Source organism: Paraburkholderia sp. GAS32, assembly GCF_050434225.1.
Classification (GTDB): domain Bacteria; phylum Pseudomonadota; class Gammaproteobacteria; order Burkholderiales; family Burkholderiaceae; genus Paraburkholderia; species Paraburkholderia madseniana.
This window is the reverse complement of the sequence record NZ_JBNPVS010000034.1, coordinates 37840-54098: the sequence shown is the minus strand read 5'-3', so window position 1 is coordinate 54098 and position 16259 is coordinate 37840. Positions and strand designations below refer to the sequence as shown.

Genomic DNA, 16259 nt, shown 5'->3' with positions numbered 1-16259 from the left:
CTTACTCCTTATGCCGGGCTGCAGCGGGGCTCCACGGGGCCAGGCGCTCGATTACCCAGGCGGTCAATACATCACATGCGATCGCCACAATCGCTAACATCACCAAGGCGGCAAAGATGCCTTCTATGTCGATCGACTGGGCGAGTACTGAAACAATCTTGCCGATTCCTTGTTGCGCGCCAAGCAGTTCGACGATCGCTTCAATGCCCCACGCGCCCGCCAGCGCGATGCGGATGCCCCCGAGAATCTGCGGCACGGTGCCTGGGATCAACACATCGCGAATCACGCGCCGTGGGCTCGCGCCGAGCGTTCGCGCGTAATCTTCGAATACCGGGTCCAGGTTATCGGCAGCGCGCTGGGCAAACACATAGAGGATCACGGCGCAATACACGAGGACCAGCAGGATCGAGCTACCCCGCCCCACGCCGAACCAGATCAGGAAGAACGGCGCGATTACCAGCGTCGGCACGGTGCCAACGGTCATCATCACCGGCTGCACCAGCGGGCCCAGCCATTTCGAGCGGGCCCCCAGCAAGCCTATCGTGATGCCGATAAGCGAGCCAGCGAAGACGGCCACAAGCACATTGACACCGGTAAACACCAGGCTGTCGAAGAGCCCTGTGTTGCCCAGCCCGTAATAGGTCAGCTCCCGAGCGACCCAGAAGTCTGCAGCGATGCGTCTGGCGACGTTCAACGGCGAGGGCAAAATGGACCCCGCCACGAAGCGACTGGCGATATGCCAGCCAACGACCATGAGCACGATCCCGAGAAGTGCCAGCGGGTCGAAGCGTCGCCATAACGCGCGACTCGAGGCTCGCGGACGCGAGAGCTTCACCCGGTTGCCTGCCCTTGTCACTTGTGATGCCGTACTACGAAACATCGCAATACTCCTTACGCCTTGCTGCTTGCGGCACTTGCGAAACGATAGGCGTCCAGGAAATCGAACCATGTGTAGTACTGATGTGCCTGCTTGAGAAGATTCGCCTTGTCAGCCGGCAGACTCTCGCCATCAAGCGTCTTCAAAAGGGCATCGGTCCTGGTTTGATAATCCTTCATCTGCTGCCAGATTGGCGCGGCCCAGACGACATCTTCCGGCGTGACTGAGCCCTTGCCGATGATCCCACTGGTGGCAATGTCGTCGATGATCGCTGACCACGCGTTCTTGTAGAAGTACACATTCTTTTCGTCGGTGAAATACGTGGCGTTGTAGTCATACGTCGAGAACGGATCGAGCCGGTCCACCGCGTTCTGTACGTCCTTCGCATTCAGCGACGTGCCCGCCACGCTGTTCAGATACGGCGCCTGCAGCGCGAACAGCGACGGATCCTTCTTGACCGCGTCGAGGGTACGCCACACCACCGACATGAACCGCAGGATGGCATTCGGGTGGCTATTGACAAAGTTTCCGTTGGCGCCAACTCCGACGACCGTCACCAGATGCTCGACCGGCGAGCCCGCTCCGGCAGGTGCGTACTTGTTCATGTCGCCCACGTCGAGGATATCGGTCCATCCTGCCTGCTCGAGCGAGTAGACGATCGGTGCCCCGTCGGGGTTGACGAAGTCTTCGCGACCCGCACGGGCGAGTACCACCGATTTCGAATCATCGAGCACCTGCAGGTTCCAGTTCACCTTGGACATGCTGGAGGCGAGGATTTCGAACGGCCGGTCGGTCACTTGCGGCGGACCTACCAGCGTCTTGCCCTCGAGCGGAGCCAGTGCCGCGTGGAGCGCGGCATCGAAACTCATGCCCTGCGCGATATAGTCCTTAAATGATTTGAGGTGCAAGCGCGGATTGGCCAGGATCGCGTTGCCGAGGAAATTGTCCGTGAAGCCAACGCATTTGAGCGTCCGTGCCGATTTGTAGGTCGGCAGCATGTTGGGACAGTTTTCGCTGATCACATCCACCTGCCCGTTGAGCAGCAGCGCAGTGGCATTGGTGTCGTTGACCTTGAGCCCTTCGGGTGCGGGGTCGATCCCGATGCCGACATCCTTGAACCAGCCCTTCTGCATCGCAATGACGTAGAACGTGTTGTCGGCAAATGGACGCATCCCGAACTTCACCTGCTGCTGGGGGATGCTCGTCCCTGCTTCAGGCGCCGCGGGCACGAAGCGGTCTGCGGCGAATGCCGCGATGCTCGTGACGAGTCCCAGACTGGCCAGCGCGATCGCCACGCCCGCCCGCTTGAAGGGATGGAAAAGATCTGATTTCGACATCGTCAACTTCCTTATAAGTGATGACATACCGTATGTGTGCGTTACGCGGGGCAAACGCTCGGCCACCGTTACGTGACGCATTTGTCGCACCATCACTTCGTGCAGTGACCGGGCGATGTTGTGTTTCGAATGTCCTGGTGTTGCTTGCTCGTTTGTCGCGTCCAGCGTTTCGAGGACCTCGTGCTGCATGACTCGCAATCAAGATATCGCGTCAATAATTGCCGCGAGGCGCCGTTCCCGCACATTGGAAAGACAAAAAAATAGCTATATTTTTCATTGCCTTATCGTTTCTACGGGGTGAAATGGGTTCTGCCGCATTAAGCCACTCTGCCGGGGTGCGCGTCCCAGGACGAACGACGTTTCGATGATGCCGATCCAATTCGCGACCTATCGCTGCGCGAGTCCGGCATCCCCACTCGCCGTATCTTCGGTCGGCGCACAACAATAAGTTGAGGGTATCGGGATGAGTTTCGGAAAACTATCGAATGCCAGTTTCCCGTGCGTTGCTGCACCATTGGCGTGCTGTGATGCGAAGAAATACGGGAAGGAGTACGCGAGGTGGTGCACGCCCGGCGCTTGCGCAAGTCGTTCACGTGGCCTTGTTTGCTTTGCGTGACAGGTAAGCGATCCCACTTCCATTGGGGGTTCGCAAGGATCGGTAAACTCCGCACCTACGGCGTCGCGCAAACTGGCATGGCCGTTGCTTAATGAGCCACTGAGGTTCGCAGTGCACGGCGATCATCAAACAGCATTCCCGTTGTCCGAGACAAAGGCGTCTTGGATAACACCGGCCAAAAAGGTCCGACATCAGCGCGTCTGATGCCGGACCTTTTTCGTTTTGCGCTCTCATTATTGTCGGAGTTGAAGCAATGAAAAGACGTACGTTCTCAGCAGACGGTTCGGACTCTGCTACCAGTGCTGTGCCCCAGCTTGGGCGTGTCCTGCTCGCCGCGCTCAGCGCTTTCGGGTTCGCTCACTCCGCTGCCGCGGCGTCGCTGCAACCCATCGAGTTTTCCGAGGCCGTCCATAACCTCGGTTACATCGACCTTTACGTTGCACAGCACGCGAAGCTGTTCGAGAAGTACGGGCTAACGGTGCACCTGACCGCGGCCGGTGGGGACACGCAAGCTTTCGCCGCGGTGCTCGGCAAGACCGCGCAGTTCGCCGTCGGTGATCCAACCATGGTGGAGATGTCTCGCGAGCGCGGCGGACCAGGCATGGTCGTCGGGACGCTGGTGCAGCGTGCGCATTACTTTGGCGTATCGAAGACCGTGGCGCGCATCACCGATCCCAAGGCCTTCAAAGGCCTGACCCTGGTCACGTCGCCCGATCCGAATACCGAGTACAGCGTCACGAAGAAACTGCTGCAGGACAATGGCCTGAAAGTCGGCACGGACGCGAAGATCGTCGAAGTCACCCCAGGTACGGAAATTGGTGCCATGCTCGCGGGTCGCGCCGACATCGCGTTCGCGCAGCAGCCGATGGTGGCGGCTGCGATGGCGCAAGGGGCGAAAGTGGTATTCGACTTCTCGAGCTATATGGGTCCGTTCTGCAATACGGGGATCATGGTGCTGCCCGAGTATGCCAAGGCCCATCCCGAGGTCGTGCAGTCGCTCACGAACGCATTGGAAGAAGCCGCGCGTCTTACATATGCCAAGCCCGACTACGCGAAGGAGGTTGCCCGTGCCGAGTTCCCGGACCTGCCGCCCGACGTGGTGAACGAGGCAATCGACATGGAGTTGCAGTACAAGATCCCGGCGCAGACGCTGCCGGTCGACCGGCAGCAATGGGACAAGCTGATATCAATGCAGAAGTACCTGGGCAACGTACAAGGGACACTGTCCTATAAGGACGTGATCGACAACACCTTTTCTAACAAGGCGGCCAAGACCGCTGCAGCGGGCGCGGGCGTAACGGTGGCGGTGTCCAAATGAATGTAGCGGGCGCAGTAGTGCCTGCGGCGCAGCCGGGGGGGACCGCCCACCCGCACGCCCCGCTGGTTGCGCGCGGGGTCGGCAAATCGTATGGCGAAGATGAAGGCGAGTTGAATCAGGTCATCGGTGACATTTCCTTCAGCCTGCGCGCTGGGGAAATTGTCAGCCTGGTGGGCCCATCCGGTTGCGGCAAGACCACGCTGCTGAACCTGATGAGCGGTCTTACGCAGCCGACACGCGGCGCGGTGCTGTGGCACGGTCAGGCGCTGGACGACGTCCCCAAGGGCATCGGCTACATGTTGCAGAAGGACATGCTGATGCCATGGCGCAACGTGTTGGCCAACGTCACGCTTGGCCTCGAACTGACCGGGATGTCGCGCGCGCATCGCGAGAAAAAGGCGCATGCGATGCTCGGCAAAGTCGGACTCGCTCCGTACTACAACTACTACCCGTCGGCTTTATCGGGCGGCATGCGTGCGCGCGTTGCACTTGCGCGCACGTTGGTGACGGACCCCGAAGTGATGCTGCTCGACGAGCCGTTCGCCGCGCTTGATTTCCAGACGAAACTGGTGCTGGAAAGCGATATGGCCCGGCTGGTCAGGGGCCAGGGTCGCTCAGTTCTGCTGATCACACACGACGTCGAGGAGGCAGTCTCGTTGTCGGACCGTGTGATCGTCCTCACCCACCGTCCGTCCCGCATCAAGGCGATCCACGAGATCCACCTGGATTGCGACCGCAACGACATGATGGCCGCCCGCGACGCTGCGGTCTTCACCGCCCACGTACGCGAGATCTGGTCTCAGCTCGACGTGCGCATGGGCGAACGTTGAAAAGGAACCCGCGTGCAAGAAACCCGCTCCCCTGCGCCCCCGTATGCCCCGGCATCCCTCAAATGGCGCAGGCTAATTCGCCGCTGGCGCGGCAAGCTCATCGTGGCTGCCTGCCAACTCGCGCTACTCGCCGCGCTGCTCGCCCTGTGGCAAGTTGCGACGTCGAGTCAGGCGCTGGCCTTCCTGTTCGGTTCGCCCAGCCAGATCGGGGGTTACCTGGTAAAGATGCAGCAGGACGGCAGTCTCGTGCACGACGCCGGCGTGACTGGCATGGAAACGCTGCTCGGATTCCTGTTCGGCAATGTCATCGGCACCGTGCTCGGCTTGTCGCTATGGTATTCACGCTTCGTCTCGAAGGTCATGCAGCCGTTTATCGTTGCGCTGGGCTCGATTCCGATCGTCGCACTCGCGCCTATCGTGATCATCTGGTTCGGTACCGGGCTCGGGTCGAAACTCGCCATGTCGACGCTGTCCGTCGTGGTGGTGGCACTGGTCACCGCGTACAAGGGGGCGACCAGCGTCGATGACGATCAGATCAATCAGATGCGCACGCTCGGCGCGACCAAGCGGCAGACTTTCCGCAAGCTGGTGATCCCCGCCTCACTGCGCGACATCTTCGCGGGCTTCAAGCTCACGGTCGGCTTTGCGCTGATTGGCGCCATTGTGGGCGAATTCATGTCGTCAGACGATGGGCTAGGCCATGCGATCTTCAAAGCGGGCAGCCTTTACATCATTCCCAAAGTATTCGCCGGCGTGGTGGTGACCATCGCGCTCGCGCTCTTCCTGTCGTTTCTCGTCGGTCGGCTCGAGCGATTCCTCATGCCCTGGCACAAGTTCGATTGATTTAAGCCATCCGCCGCGACGTTGCCGGCGGGTGGCATCTAGCAACCCCTGAAGGAGTAGGCAGCATCCTATGAGCACGCTATCCACACATCACCAGATCATCCGCAAGGATGACCTGAAGTACGCACTGACGGCTACCGATGGTTTCATCGCCGAAGTCTCGCCGGGCGAGACCTTCGAGGTCGAGACCGAATTGAACATCGGCGGCCACCTAATTACGCAGCTCGACGAAAAGCTGGACGAGTCGAAAGTGAAGCTCCCGTTCGTCAATCCGGCCACCGGGCCTGTGCGCCTGCGCGGCGCGAAGCCTGGCGATATGGTCGTGATCGACGTCCTCGAAGTTGGCGTGCACGGCCTCGGTTATACCGCGCTGTGGCCAGGCATCGGGATTTTTCCGGATTGGGTCCGTAAGAAGGAATTCGGCATCCAGAATCGCAACGTCGTCGTCGAAAATGGCATCGTTCACTGGAGCGACTCGCTCAAGCTGGAAGCCAAGCCGATGATCGGCGTGATCGGCGTGGCCCCGGTGGCGGGCGGCACGCTCACCGTCGACAACGGTACCCACGGTGGCAACCTGGACATCCAGGAAGTCACGAACGGCAATCGCATCATGTTTCCGGTGTTCCATGAAGGCGCGTACCTGTATTTCGGCGACGTGCACGCGTTGCAGGGCGACGCCGAGTGTAACGGCATGGGGGCAATCGAAATTCGCGGCCACCTGAAACTCAAGGTCGATCTCGTCCGCGCGCCGAGCCGGATGACCTGGCCGCGCATCGAGACGCCGACGCACATCTGTACGGTCGGCTGCGCGCGGCCGCTCGACGATGCGCTGCGTATCGCGTTCGAGGAAATGGTCTATTGGCTGGAAGAAGGCTACGGCATCCCCGGCGCCGAAGCCTACATGCTGCTCGGCCAGATCGCGGAAGCGCGCTGTACCCAGATGGTGAATCCTAAATACACCTATATCTGCAAGGTCGACAAAAAGTACTTGCCCAAGCGTTGAGGGAACGGCATCGGGCCGCGGATTCTGTGCGCGGCTGACCGGTACCGTTACAAGGCATCGAGACCGGACTCCCCGGTCACGATGCTGGCACCGGTTGGTGCGGGCACGGTGAACATTCCGTGGCCGACGATGCTGTCGGTCACCGCGCAAATCATTTATTGATTTCGAAGAAAGAGGAAAGAAAGGCAATGCCGATTTATCCCTATCGTTGTGAAACCTGTGGCTCGTTCTCCGTCATGCGCCCTGTCGCTGAACGCGACGCGAGCTGTGCTTGCCCAACGTGTAGCGCTATCGCACAGCGCATGCTGGCCATGCCAGCGCTTGCATTGATGCCGTCGTCCGGGAGTGCCGAACGTCGGGTCAACGAACGTGCGGTGTACACGCATCAGCATAGCTCGGGGTGCGGCTGCGGGTCGCGCGCACAGCCAAGCACCGAATCGCCGGTAAGCTGAATGGCGTCGCCGCGGGCGTCTTCGGGCGCCCGGCACAAAACACGGCGCTGCCCACCGTCCAGAACGGCGAGCAGCGGAGTGACGCGATGGACTTTAACCATTCATCTCCGCCCACGTCCTCAACGCACAAAGACCAGGTGAACCTATTGAGCCATTTGAACCTCCAGTTGGCGCAGGCACTGCTTGCACGCGCCGTCGATAAAGTGCATCAGCAGTTTGGCAAGCCGGTGTGCATTTCCGTGTGTGATAGCCACGGCTTCCTGGTTGGATTTTTCCGCATGGACAATGCTCCCGTGCGCAGCATCCAGTTAGCGCACCAGAAGGCTTACACGTCTACCCGTATGGGTGTGACAACGGAGGCATTCCATGCGCGGCTGCGTCGCGAGGAAATTCCGATCAGCTATTTCTGCGATCCATTGTTGACTGCGTTGCCCGGCGGTGCGGTGCTAAGCGACGCGCAGGGCACCGTGATCGGGGCGATCGGTATCAGTGGCCTCACGCCGGCCGAAGATCAGGCTGTCGCCGACGAACTTGCCGGCTTCGGGACTCCATGCAGCTTGCAAGGTGAAGCGCCATGAGGTGTGCGCGGGCAATCTTTTTGCAGTGTTGTATCGTGCTTTAACAAGAGAACAATCAATGAAACGGTTTAACGTTTATGTAACACGCATGATCTCGCAAGAGACAATTGACGATCTGCGTCAGTTCCACGACGTGGAGGTCAATCCGCATGATCGGGCACTCACGCGCGATGAACTGCTGAAAGCAGTGCAAGGTCGGGATGCCGTAATCACCCTGCTGACCGACACAATTGACGGCGAAGTGCTCGATGCCGCCGGCCCGCAATGCAAGATCTTCGCGAACTACGCTGTTGGCTTCAACAACTTCGATCTGCAGGCGGCGACCCAACGCGGCGTGATCATGACCAATACGCCGGGTGTGCTTGACGACGCCACGGCAACACATGCATGGGCGCTACTGCTTGCGACAGCACGGCGCATCTCTGAGTCCGAACGCTTCGTGCGCGCGGATAAGTGGCAGGGGTGGGCGCCGATGGCATTTATCGGCCAGGACGTCGACAACAAGACGCTGGGGGTCGCAGGCGTGGGTCGGATCGGATCGAAATTCGCACGCAAGGCGGCCGCCTTCGACATGAAGGTGATCTACACCGACGCACAGCGCAATCCCGAAATCGAACGTCTGGTCGGCGCGACATTCGTCGACAAGGAAACGCTCCTGCGAGAGTCGGATTATCTGTCGTTGCACCTGCCGCTTCTGCCGGAAACGCAGCATTACATCGGCGCGACCGAGCTTGCGAAGATGAAGCGGACAGCCATTCTGATCAATGCAGCCCGCGGTCCGCTGGTCGATGAAAAGGCACTGGTTGCCGCGCTGCGCGACAAGGTGATTTGGGGGGCCGGGCTCGACGTGTTCGAGCGCGAACCCGAACTCGAACCAGGATTGAGCAGCCTCGATAACGTGCTTGTCGTACCGCACATCGCTTCCGCAACGATCGAGACGCGCCTTGCGATGGGTAAGATCGCGACGAAAAACGTCATCAGCGTGTTGAAAGGCGAGAAGCCGCAGACCTGTATCAACGCCGAAGTATTGCGCTCCCCGGCGTAATAGCTTGTCGCTGCTTTCAACGATTTACGAAGAACTCATTGAAGAGGAAGTCATGGCAAAAGTTGGATTCATCGGTCTGGGTGTCATGGGTGCGCCGATGGCGGCCAATCTGCAGCAAGGCGGCCATCAACTATTTGTGCACGATCGGAACCCTGCGCCGGCGGGCTTGATCGAGAATGGCGCGACGCTCTGCGAGTCCGGCAAAGCGGTGGCACAGCAAGCCGACATTGTTATCTTGATGGTGCCCGATACCCCACACGTGGAGTCCGTGCTCTTTGGGGAAAACGGCGCAGCAAGCGGACTCCGTGCGAACCAGATCGTGGTCGACATGAGTTCGATTTCGCCGATTGCGACGAAGCAATTCGCCAGCAAGATCAACGAACTCGGATGCCAGTACCTCGATGCGCCGGTATCGCAGACGCTCGCGGGCAGCGAAAAGGTTGGGCTGCCGCATCGACAGGTCGACCGGCGGGCGCATGGCCGCTTTGACGCCGACGACTTGCCGGACTGCGTCTGTACCCAAATGCCCGATACGGTGAGCGTTTGTTTATAGACGGCTGCCACCATGCCCCCGGCTCAAGCGCATTTACTGGCCGCCAAACGGCTTCCTGACAGTCAGCCTGCTGGTCACGGACATCACCCCGGTAACGCCTTTCGCGATCTCGGTCACCTTGTCAATCTGTGGCGCGTCCGCCACTGTCCCGTTAAGCGTCACCGCGCCGTCCATCGCAACAACGCTGATGTTTCCGGCGTCAATCTCCTTGTGCTTCACGATGGCAGCGTAGACTTTCCGGCGAAGCGCGCGATTCGCCTGTCTGGTCGTTTTCGCCGTCGCGGCACCCGATGCCGCCATGCCGGATCCGTTCGGCGCAGCGGTGGTTTCGCTGGTCTGTGACCATGCGTGCATGGAAGCCAGAGCGACCAATACGGCGCAGGCCAACCTGAGTGTCGATATCGCCTTCATTGAATTCTCCATTCGTTATGGGTCACGGGATCAGAAGCTGTGGCGGATGCCGATCATTGCCGCAGTGGTCGACACGCCCGGCGCAACAGGCTGGCCGTACACGATCGTCTGGTTCATGGTGCCCTTGTTGTTGACGTACCCGACCTGTGCGTAGGCCAGCGTGCTCTTGGACAGGCTGTATTCGGCCCCCACCGCGAATTCATCTGAATGATTGGCCGAATTGTTCCGGTCCTTCAGGTAATAGAAGCCCGATGTGACCTTGAAGGCCGGGGTGAACTTGTAGCCCAGACCGGCGGAAATCAGCTCATAGTTGACGTGACTGCTGTTCGCGGGATTCTTGCCAATGCTGTATGACGTCGACACGGAAAAATCGTGAAACGTATACATCGCGCCCAGATAGTAAAAGCGGTTATTGTTCAGTCCGTTCGGGACTGTCGTGGCCCCAGGGTTCGTATCGTGCCCGTTGTAGTACACGGCGGCCAGATTGAGGCCGTAGTTCGAGTACTTCAGCACGGCCGACTCGCGCGTTCCGCCTTGAAACTGGCCCGCGACACCCCCCGGTGCATATTCGAGCGCGAGGGATGCACCATAGAACTTCGGCGACTGGTAGACCAGCGCGTTGTCGTCATACAGCGCGCCGATCGGGCCGTTGGTGCTGGTGCCCGGCCAGCCCGCCGCCTGGTTCATGCCAAGCCACGCGGTCAGGATGCTGCCAAAATATTGGGCGCCACGTACGTCGGTGTCATACATCGCATAGATCATCGGCACGATCTGCCGGCCCGCGTCGAAGGTGCCGAACGGACCCGACACGCCAACTGTCGTTTGCTGATTGAAGACCGCGGAAGCGCCCGGTGCGTCGGCCAGTCCCAGTTTCCCGGTACCGCTGTTGAACACCCCCTGCAGCTTGAAGTTGATCTTGTAGCCGCCCCCGATGTCTTCGACGCCCTTGAGACCCCAGGTGCTCGCATAGATGCCGCAGTCCTTGAACGCGTACACCTTCCCGGTATTCGGCGCCTTCGGCGAGAACGAAGCCGCCGACGTGCTCTGATACAGCAATCCAGAATCGATGGCGCCATACAGCGTGACTGACGATTGCGCGTATGCCGCGCCTCCTGTAGCAACCAATGCGGCCGCCGCGATGCATTTCAATTTCATTGCGTCTCCAGTTTTTGTGCTTTAAACAACCCGTAACGACATACGTCGCTATACAACCTAAAAGATCGCGAGCTGGCTTATCACGCCAGCAGGTAGTCCTGAAACGCTTCGCGCAGCTGGTTCTTCAGCACCTTGCCGGTGGCGCCGAGAGGCATTGCTTCGACGAACACGACGGCGTCGGGGGTCCACCACTTCGCGATTTTTCCTTCGAAGAAGGCCAGCAATTCCTCAGCGGTCACATGTGCATCGGGCTGCTTCACGGCGAGCAGCAGCGGGCGCTCATCCCACTTCGGATGCTTTGCCGCAATGCAGGCCGCGGTCGCTATCGCGGGGTGCGAGCTTGCGATGTGCTCGATTTCGATCGAGCTGATCCACTCGCCACCGGACTTGATCACGTCCTTGCTGCGATCGGTGATCTGCATGAAGCCGTCGGCGTCGATGGTCGCGACATCGCCGGTCGGAAACCAGCCATGTGCATCGGTATCGATCTGCAAGGGGTTTCCCCCTTCGTTCCGGAAGTAGTTGCGCACCACCCATGGTCCGCGTACGAGCAGTTCCCCTGAGGTCACACCGTCCCAGGCCAGTTCCTGACCGTCCGCGCCGACGATCTTCATATCGACGCCAAACACCGCGCGGCCCTGCCTGGCTTGCACGGCGCAACGTTCCTCCGGACGCATGGCCAGGTGTCTGGCTTTCATCGCGCCGACGGTCCCAAGCGGACTCAGTTCGGTCATGCCCCATGCGTGCAATACTTCCACGCCGTACTCGTCCTGGAACTTGCGCAGCATCGCGGGCGAACAGGCCGCACCGCCAATGACGGTGCGCTTCATGCTCGAGAATTTCAGGCTGCCTTGTTCGAGCCAGGTCAGCAGGCCCTGCCATACGGTCGGGACACCGGCCGAGAATGTGACCTGTTCGGCTTCGAAGAGCTCGTACAGCGATTTGCCGTCCAGCGCGGGACCGGGGAAAACCAGCTTGGCCCCGACCATGCACGCAACGTACGGCAGACCCCACGCGTTGACATGGAACATCGGCACCACCGGCAGGATCACATCGCGTGCCGAGCAGTTCAGCGCGTCTGGAAGCGCGGCCGCAAAGGTATGCAGCAGCGACGAGCGATGGGAGTACAGCACGCCCTTCGGGTTGCCGGTCGTGCCCGACGTGTAGCACAGCGTGCAGGCGGTATCCTCGTCGAAATTCGGCCACGCGTAGTCGGGGGAATGCCCTTCGATCAGGTCTTCGTAGCACAGCAGGTTGGCAATGCCTGAATCGGGTGGCATGTGCGTGCGGTCGCTCATGGCGATAAACGCTTTGATCGACCTGCAGCGGCTGGCAATGGCCTTCACCAGCGGCAGGAAGGTCAGGTCGAAGAACAGGTACTGGTCCTGCGCATGGTCGGCAATGTAGGCGATCTGATCCACGTGCAGGCGCGGATTGATCGTATGCATCACCGCGCCCATGCCGGAAATGCCGTAGTACAGCTCCATGTGGCGATAGCCGTTCCACGCCAGCGTGCCGATACGATCGGACGCCCTGACGCCCAGGCTGACGAGCGCATTGGCCATCTGACGGGCACGGCGGTGACAATCGCGGAAGGTGTAACGATGGATATCACCCTCTACCCGGCGTGACACGATTTCCGTATCGCCATGATGGCGATCCGCATGCACGATAAGCGAGGAAATCAATAACTGTTTCTGTAACATCAAGCCGTTCATTCGGTCGTCCATTCTCTGATACGGGGTTCCGGGACGCTGCGGCACGTCACAGTTTTTCCCTGCGGCGGCGTTCGAGTCATGCCGCGACGTACGCCTTTTGCTGACCCATCATCTGGCCCAGGCGAGCCATCTCCAGCAGCGCCATCCATAACAGTTTGCATAACTAATGGTTATGATTGAGCCTGCACAGATTGATGGCAGGATTTCCTACGGGATCGCCTGGTGTCGGGAAGCTCCTCCCGTCATATCACCACGCCGCCGTTTGGGCTGATGATCTGGCCAACCAGGTAGTGGTCGCCGGCCAGGTAGGTCACCGTCGATGCGTATTCCTCCATCGTGCCCATACGCCCGGCCGGGACGACCTGCCAGAACTGGTTGCGCTTTTCCTCACCGGCGGCCTCAAAGTATTTCGTAAATTCGGGAGTCGCCACGCCTCCTGGCGCCATCGCGTTGACAAAGATGTTGGCTCCCGCCACTTCGGCCGCGACCGACCTGGTGAAGGCAACCACGGCGCCCTTGGTGGCGCTGTAATTCGGGCTATGCGCGCTCATCGCCGAGATGCCGGCGATCGACGCGATGTTGATGATCCTGCCGTCGCGCTGCGGCTCCATCAGCCTGAGCGCTTCACGTGTGCAATAGAACAGCCCGTGCACGTTGACATCCCAGTAGCGCTGCCACTCGTCGTCGCTCATGTTGCTGGTGAAACCCAGCGACTGCCGCGGCACCGGCGTGGTGATATAGGCGTAGTGCCTGTTACGGCGCTCCGTATCCTCCGGCCTGTTCGGCACGAGGGCAGCATTGTTGACAAGGATGTGCAGCGTGCCGAAGCGCTCGACGATGCTGGAAAACATCGTGGTGACTTCGCTGCTGGACGATACGTCGCAGCGCAGCGCGAGACACGGTGCGCCGGCCGCTTCCACGGCCGCACGTGTCTCTTCCAGCGCCGGCATGTCGATATCGCAAATCGCGACACGTGCGCCGGCTCTGGCGAGGTCGATGGCGATCGCACCGCCCAGGCCGCGACCGGCACCGGTGACGAGGGCGACACGGCCTTTCAGATTCTGACGTTGATTTTGCATCTTCATTACCTCACAGGTTGTACGTTTTCCATTGCGACCGCGCGCTGCCTGCGTGAGGCGCGCGCCGCGAGTGCGAAGAACAGTGCTGAGCTGATCGCCAGCGCGTCGGTGGCGATCAGAACGCCAGTCAACGGAGCGGTCGCGCCAGCCTTGATGAAATAGTCGGCGGCCATACCGACGGCCACGGTGCCGATGGCCAGAGCGAATACATTGATCGAGAGCATCGTGAAGCCTGTGACCGTCGAGCGCATGTTCTGCGGCGTCATCCCCGTGATGGCCGTAAGGGCCGGGCCGTACACTGCCAGCGGCAGGAAGAATCCGGCACACATGCCGATGTAGAACAGTGGCGACCCGGCCGGTACAAAACGATATGCCAGCATCAGCGGCGCACAGATCACGACGAGGAGTGCCATGAAGCTCGCGTGTCCACCTCGCAACTTGCCTGCCACGCGATCGCCCATTACACCGCCCACTGCCGCGCCAAGCGTGCCGAACACCAGTTGCAGCGCGCCGATCCTGGTGGCAATGCCAGCCGCGTTCATGCCGCGTTCGTTGACGAGCCACAACTGCGTGAAGGAGAAGCTGGCAAAAACCAGATGGACCAGCACGAAGCCAATGATCGTGAAGCGCAGCGCGTGGTTGCCGCTAACGGTGCGCAACGCCGCGCGCACCTGCGCCAGGAAGGGAGCGCCGCGTTCCTGCGGTGCGAGCTGGCTGCGGTCTTCCTTTAGCAGCGCCAGCGGCAAGGCGATGACGACGCCGATGACGCCCAGTGCATGGTACGTATTCCGCCAGCCGTGCGTGGCGCCAAAGCTGCCGGCGAGCAGGAAACTGCAGCCGACCCCCAGGGGAATCCCCATGAAGAACAGCCCCATTGCCGTGCCTCGCCTCTTCCCCGAGAAAAGTTCAGCCAGCAGGGCCACCGCCGCAGGTACCAGCGCCGCCTCGCCGCTGGCAACGAAAAAGCGCGCGACGACCATCTGCTCGAAACTCTGCGCCTGACCGGAGGCCCAGGTGCACAGACTCCAGATCAGCACGCCGGCGGCGATGACGCGGGTACGGCTGAAGCGGTCCGCGAGGGTTCCCATCAACACAGCCATCACGCCGAAGCTCAGTACCCACACCGCACCAACCAGAAAGCCATACCGGGCATTGCTGAGCGCCAGATCCCTGATGATCTGCGGCGAGAAGCCGAGCAGCATGTTGCGGTCGATGTGCGCCAGCAGGTGGATCACCAGCAGCACCGCCAGAACGGCAGGGGGGTATTTTTTCCAGAACATCGTCTTGTCTCCATGCCTGAGGGGCGTGGTTGCCAACGAGGCGCAATGCCGTACGCTGCTGCGTTGCGCCTCGTGACCCTCTTTCAGGCAGCCTTGCGTGCGGATCCGCCTCGCTGCACGGGCGTCCGGTTAGCGACCATGCCAAGGTGCTTCAGCGTCTCGTCGACGGAACCCCATTGGGTGCCGATCTGGTAGATGCGATGGGCATCCTCGCCGGTGGCGATGTCGCGGTTAAGTTCGCGCGCAATGCGAACCATCTTCTCGATCTGCTGCACCGAGGTTGCGCGTTCGCCGTCCGGGCCGAACAGCGTGTCCTCGATGCCGACACGCACATGCAGGCCCAGCGCGATGGCCATCGTGGTCATCGGCACCACGTTGCGGTTCAGCGTTTCGAGCGTGAGCACGGCGCCGTCAGGGGTGCGGCGGACGAACTCGAGCATGTCGGCCGGGTGCACCCAGACTCCGCCGCCACCCAGCGCCACGTAGTTCAGGTTCAGCGGGCCCGTGTAGTCGCCGCGGCGAATCAGGCGTTCGACCGTTTCCAGTTGCCCCACATGCCCCAACATGAACTGCGGCTGGATGCCGTTCGCGACCAGGCGTCGGATGTGCTCGACGTGCCAGGACGGATTGGATGGCACGATCATGTCGCGGTAGGCGGCCTGTAGCGCCGGATTCATCAGCGAGGTTCCGGCGATGTCAGCCTCGGTCATCACCTCCATCACGTTCATCTGGCTGGTGTTGATCGCGACGGTCACCTGGTCCGGTCGCGGATCCAGTTCGGCAAGCATGTGGCGGGTGTCGTCGGTCATCCACTTGGCGGCCTGGCCTTCGTCCTCCGGTGCGAACGAGATCGAACCGCCGACCTGGAGAACCATCTTCGGCACGGCTTCACGCAGACGGGCCAGCATCTCGTTGAACTTCGACAGACGCTTGCTGCCCTTGCCGTCCTCCTCGCGGACATGCACGTGCAGGACGGTCGCACCTGCGTTGTAACAGTCGACAGCTTTCTGGACCTGCTCGTCCATCGTGACCGGGATATCGGTCGAATCGCCAGGGATCCATTGCGGGCCGTATGGCGCGACCTGAATTACGAGTTTTTCCTGATTTTCAGGCAGGAGGGAATCGTCCAGAAAATGCATGTTTGTCTTCCTTTGTGGTGGGTGG

15 protein-coding genes and 1 pseudogene are annotated in these 16259 nt (G+C 60.7%); 8 read left to right on the top strand and 8 right to left on the bottom strand.

The window, feature by feature from the left end; all coding sequences use genetic code 11:
• Position 1: 1 nt before the first annotated feature.
• Together P3T25_RS32550 and P3T25_RS32545 are read right to left on the bottom strand one after the other, a co-directional pair.
• On the bottom strand, positions 2–754 hold the full coding sequence (locus tag P3T25_RS32550; RefSeq protein WP_429361019.1) for an ABC transporter permease: 753 nt from the start codon (positions 752–754) through the stop codon (positions 2–4).
• Positions 755–891: 137 nt separating this feature from the next.
• Complete coding sequence (locus P3T25_RS32545) at positions 892–2214, bottom strand: hypothetical protein (protein ID WP_429361017.1); 1323 nt, start codon at positions 2212–2214, stop codon at positions 892–894.
• An 869-nt stretch (positions 2215–3083) separates the two neighbouring features.
• On the opposite strand from P3T25_RS32545, the gene P3T25_RS32540 reads away from it, so the two are divergent.
• The 8 genes and pseudogenes from P3T25_RS32540 to P3T25_RS32505 form a co-directional block, all read left to right on the top strand.
• Positions 3084–4148, top strand: a complete 1065-nt coding sequence (locus tag P3T25_RS32540) for an ABC transporter substrate-binding protein (RefSeq protein WP_429361015.1) — start codon at positions 3084–3086, stop codon at positions 4146–4148.
• Positions 4145–4978, top strand: coding sequence for an ABC transporter ATP-binding protein (locus P3T25_RS32535; protein WP_429361013.1), 834 nt, complete (start codon positions 4145–4147; stop codon positions 4976–4978). Before P3T25_RS32540 ends, P3T25_RS32535 begins: the two co-directional genes overlap by 4 nt.
• A 12-nt stretch (positions 4979–4990) precedes the next feature.
• A complete protein-coding gene (locus tag P3T25_RS32530; RefSeq protein WP_429361011.1) occupies positions 4991–5821 on the top strand; it encodes an ABC transporter permease in 831 nt (276 codons plus the stop codon).
• 70 nt (positions 5822–5891) lie between these two features.
• Complete coding sequence (locus P3T25_RS32525; protein WP_169488530.1) at positions 5892–6824, top strand: acetamidase/formamidase family protein; 933 nt, start codon at positions 5892–5894, stop codon at positions 6822–6824.
• A gap of 188 nt (positions 6825–7012) precedes the next feature.
• Positions 7013–7276 (top strand): FmdB family zinc ribbon protein, encoded by a 264-nt coding sequence (locus P3T25_RS32520; protein ID WP_429361122.1) that lies wholly within the window; start codon positions 7013–7015, stop codon positions 7274–7276.
• Positions 7225–7854 (top strand): GlcG/HbpS family heme-binding protein, encoded by a 630-nt coding sequence (locus P3T25_RS32515; protein WP_429361008.1) that lies wholly within the window; start codon positions 7225–7227, stop codon positions 7852–7854. The genes P3T25_RS32520 and P3T25_RS32515 overlap by 52 nt, the downstream gene beginning before the upstream one ends.
• 58 nt (positions 7855–7912) lie before the next feature.
• Entirely contained in the window at positions 7913–8899 is a 987-nt protein-coding gene (locus tag P3T25_RS32510) for a 2-hydroxyacid dehydrogenase (protein ID WP_408518824.1), read from the top strand.
• Between the two features lie 52 nt (positions 8900–8951).
• Positions 8952–9347, top strand: a pseudogene (locus tag P3T25_RS32505) (NAD(P)-dependent oxidoreductase); the annotation flags it as partial.
• Between the two features lie 138 nt (positions 9348–9485).
• Here the strand turns inward: P3T25_RS32505 and P3T25_RS32500 are convergent.
• The 6 genes from P3T25_RS32500 to P3T25_RS32475 all read right to left on the bottom strand — a co-directional run bounded on the left by P3T25_RS32500 (position 9486) and on the right by P3T25_RS32475 (position 16234).
• A complete protein-coding gene (locus tag P3T25_RS32500; RefSeq protein ID WP_429361006.1) occupies positions 9486–9863 on the bottom strand; it encodes a BON domain-containing protein in 378 nt (125 codons plus the stop codon).
• Positions 9864–9893: 30 nt separating this feature from the next.
• Positions 9894–11018: a porin gene (locus P3T25_RS32495; protein ID WP_429361004.1), complete on the bottom strand. Its 1125-nt coding sequence runs from the start codon at positions 11016–11018 to the stop codon at positions 9894–9896.
• A gap of 80 nt (positions 11019–11098) precedes the next feature.
• Complete coding sequence (locus tag P3T25_RS32490) at positions 11099–12736, bottom strand: 3-(methylthio)propionyl-CoA ligase (RefSeq protein WP_429361002.1); 1638 nt, start codon at positions 12734–12736, stop codon at positions 11099–11101.
• Positions 12737–12978: 242 nt separating this feature from the next.
• A complete protein-coding gene (locus P3T25_RS32485; RefSeq protein ID WP_429361000.1) occupies positions 12979–13815 on the bottom strand; it encodes an SDR family NAD(P)-dependent oxidoreductase in 837 nt (278 codons plus the stop codon).
• A 5-nt stretch (positions 13816–13820) separates the two neighbouring features.
• A complete protein-coding gene (locus P3T25_RS32480) occupies positions 13821–15095 on the bottom strand; it encodes an MFS transporter (RefSeq protein ID WP_429360998.1) in 1275 nt (424 codons plus the stop codon).
• Positions 15096–15178: 83 nt separating this feature from the next.
• Positions 15179–16234: a 3-keto-5-aminohexanoate cleavage protein gene (locus P3T25_RS32475; protein ID WP_429360996.1), complete on the bottom strand. Its 1056-nt coding sequence runs from the start codon at positions 16232–16234 to the stop codon at positions 15179–15181.
• Positions 16235–16259 lie beyond the last annotated feature (25 nt).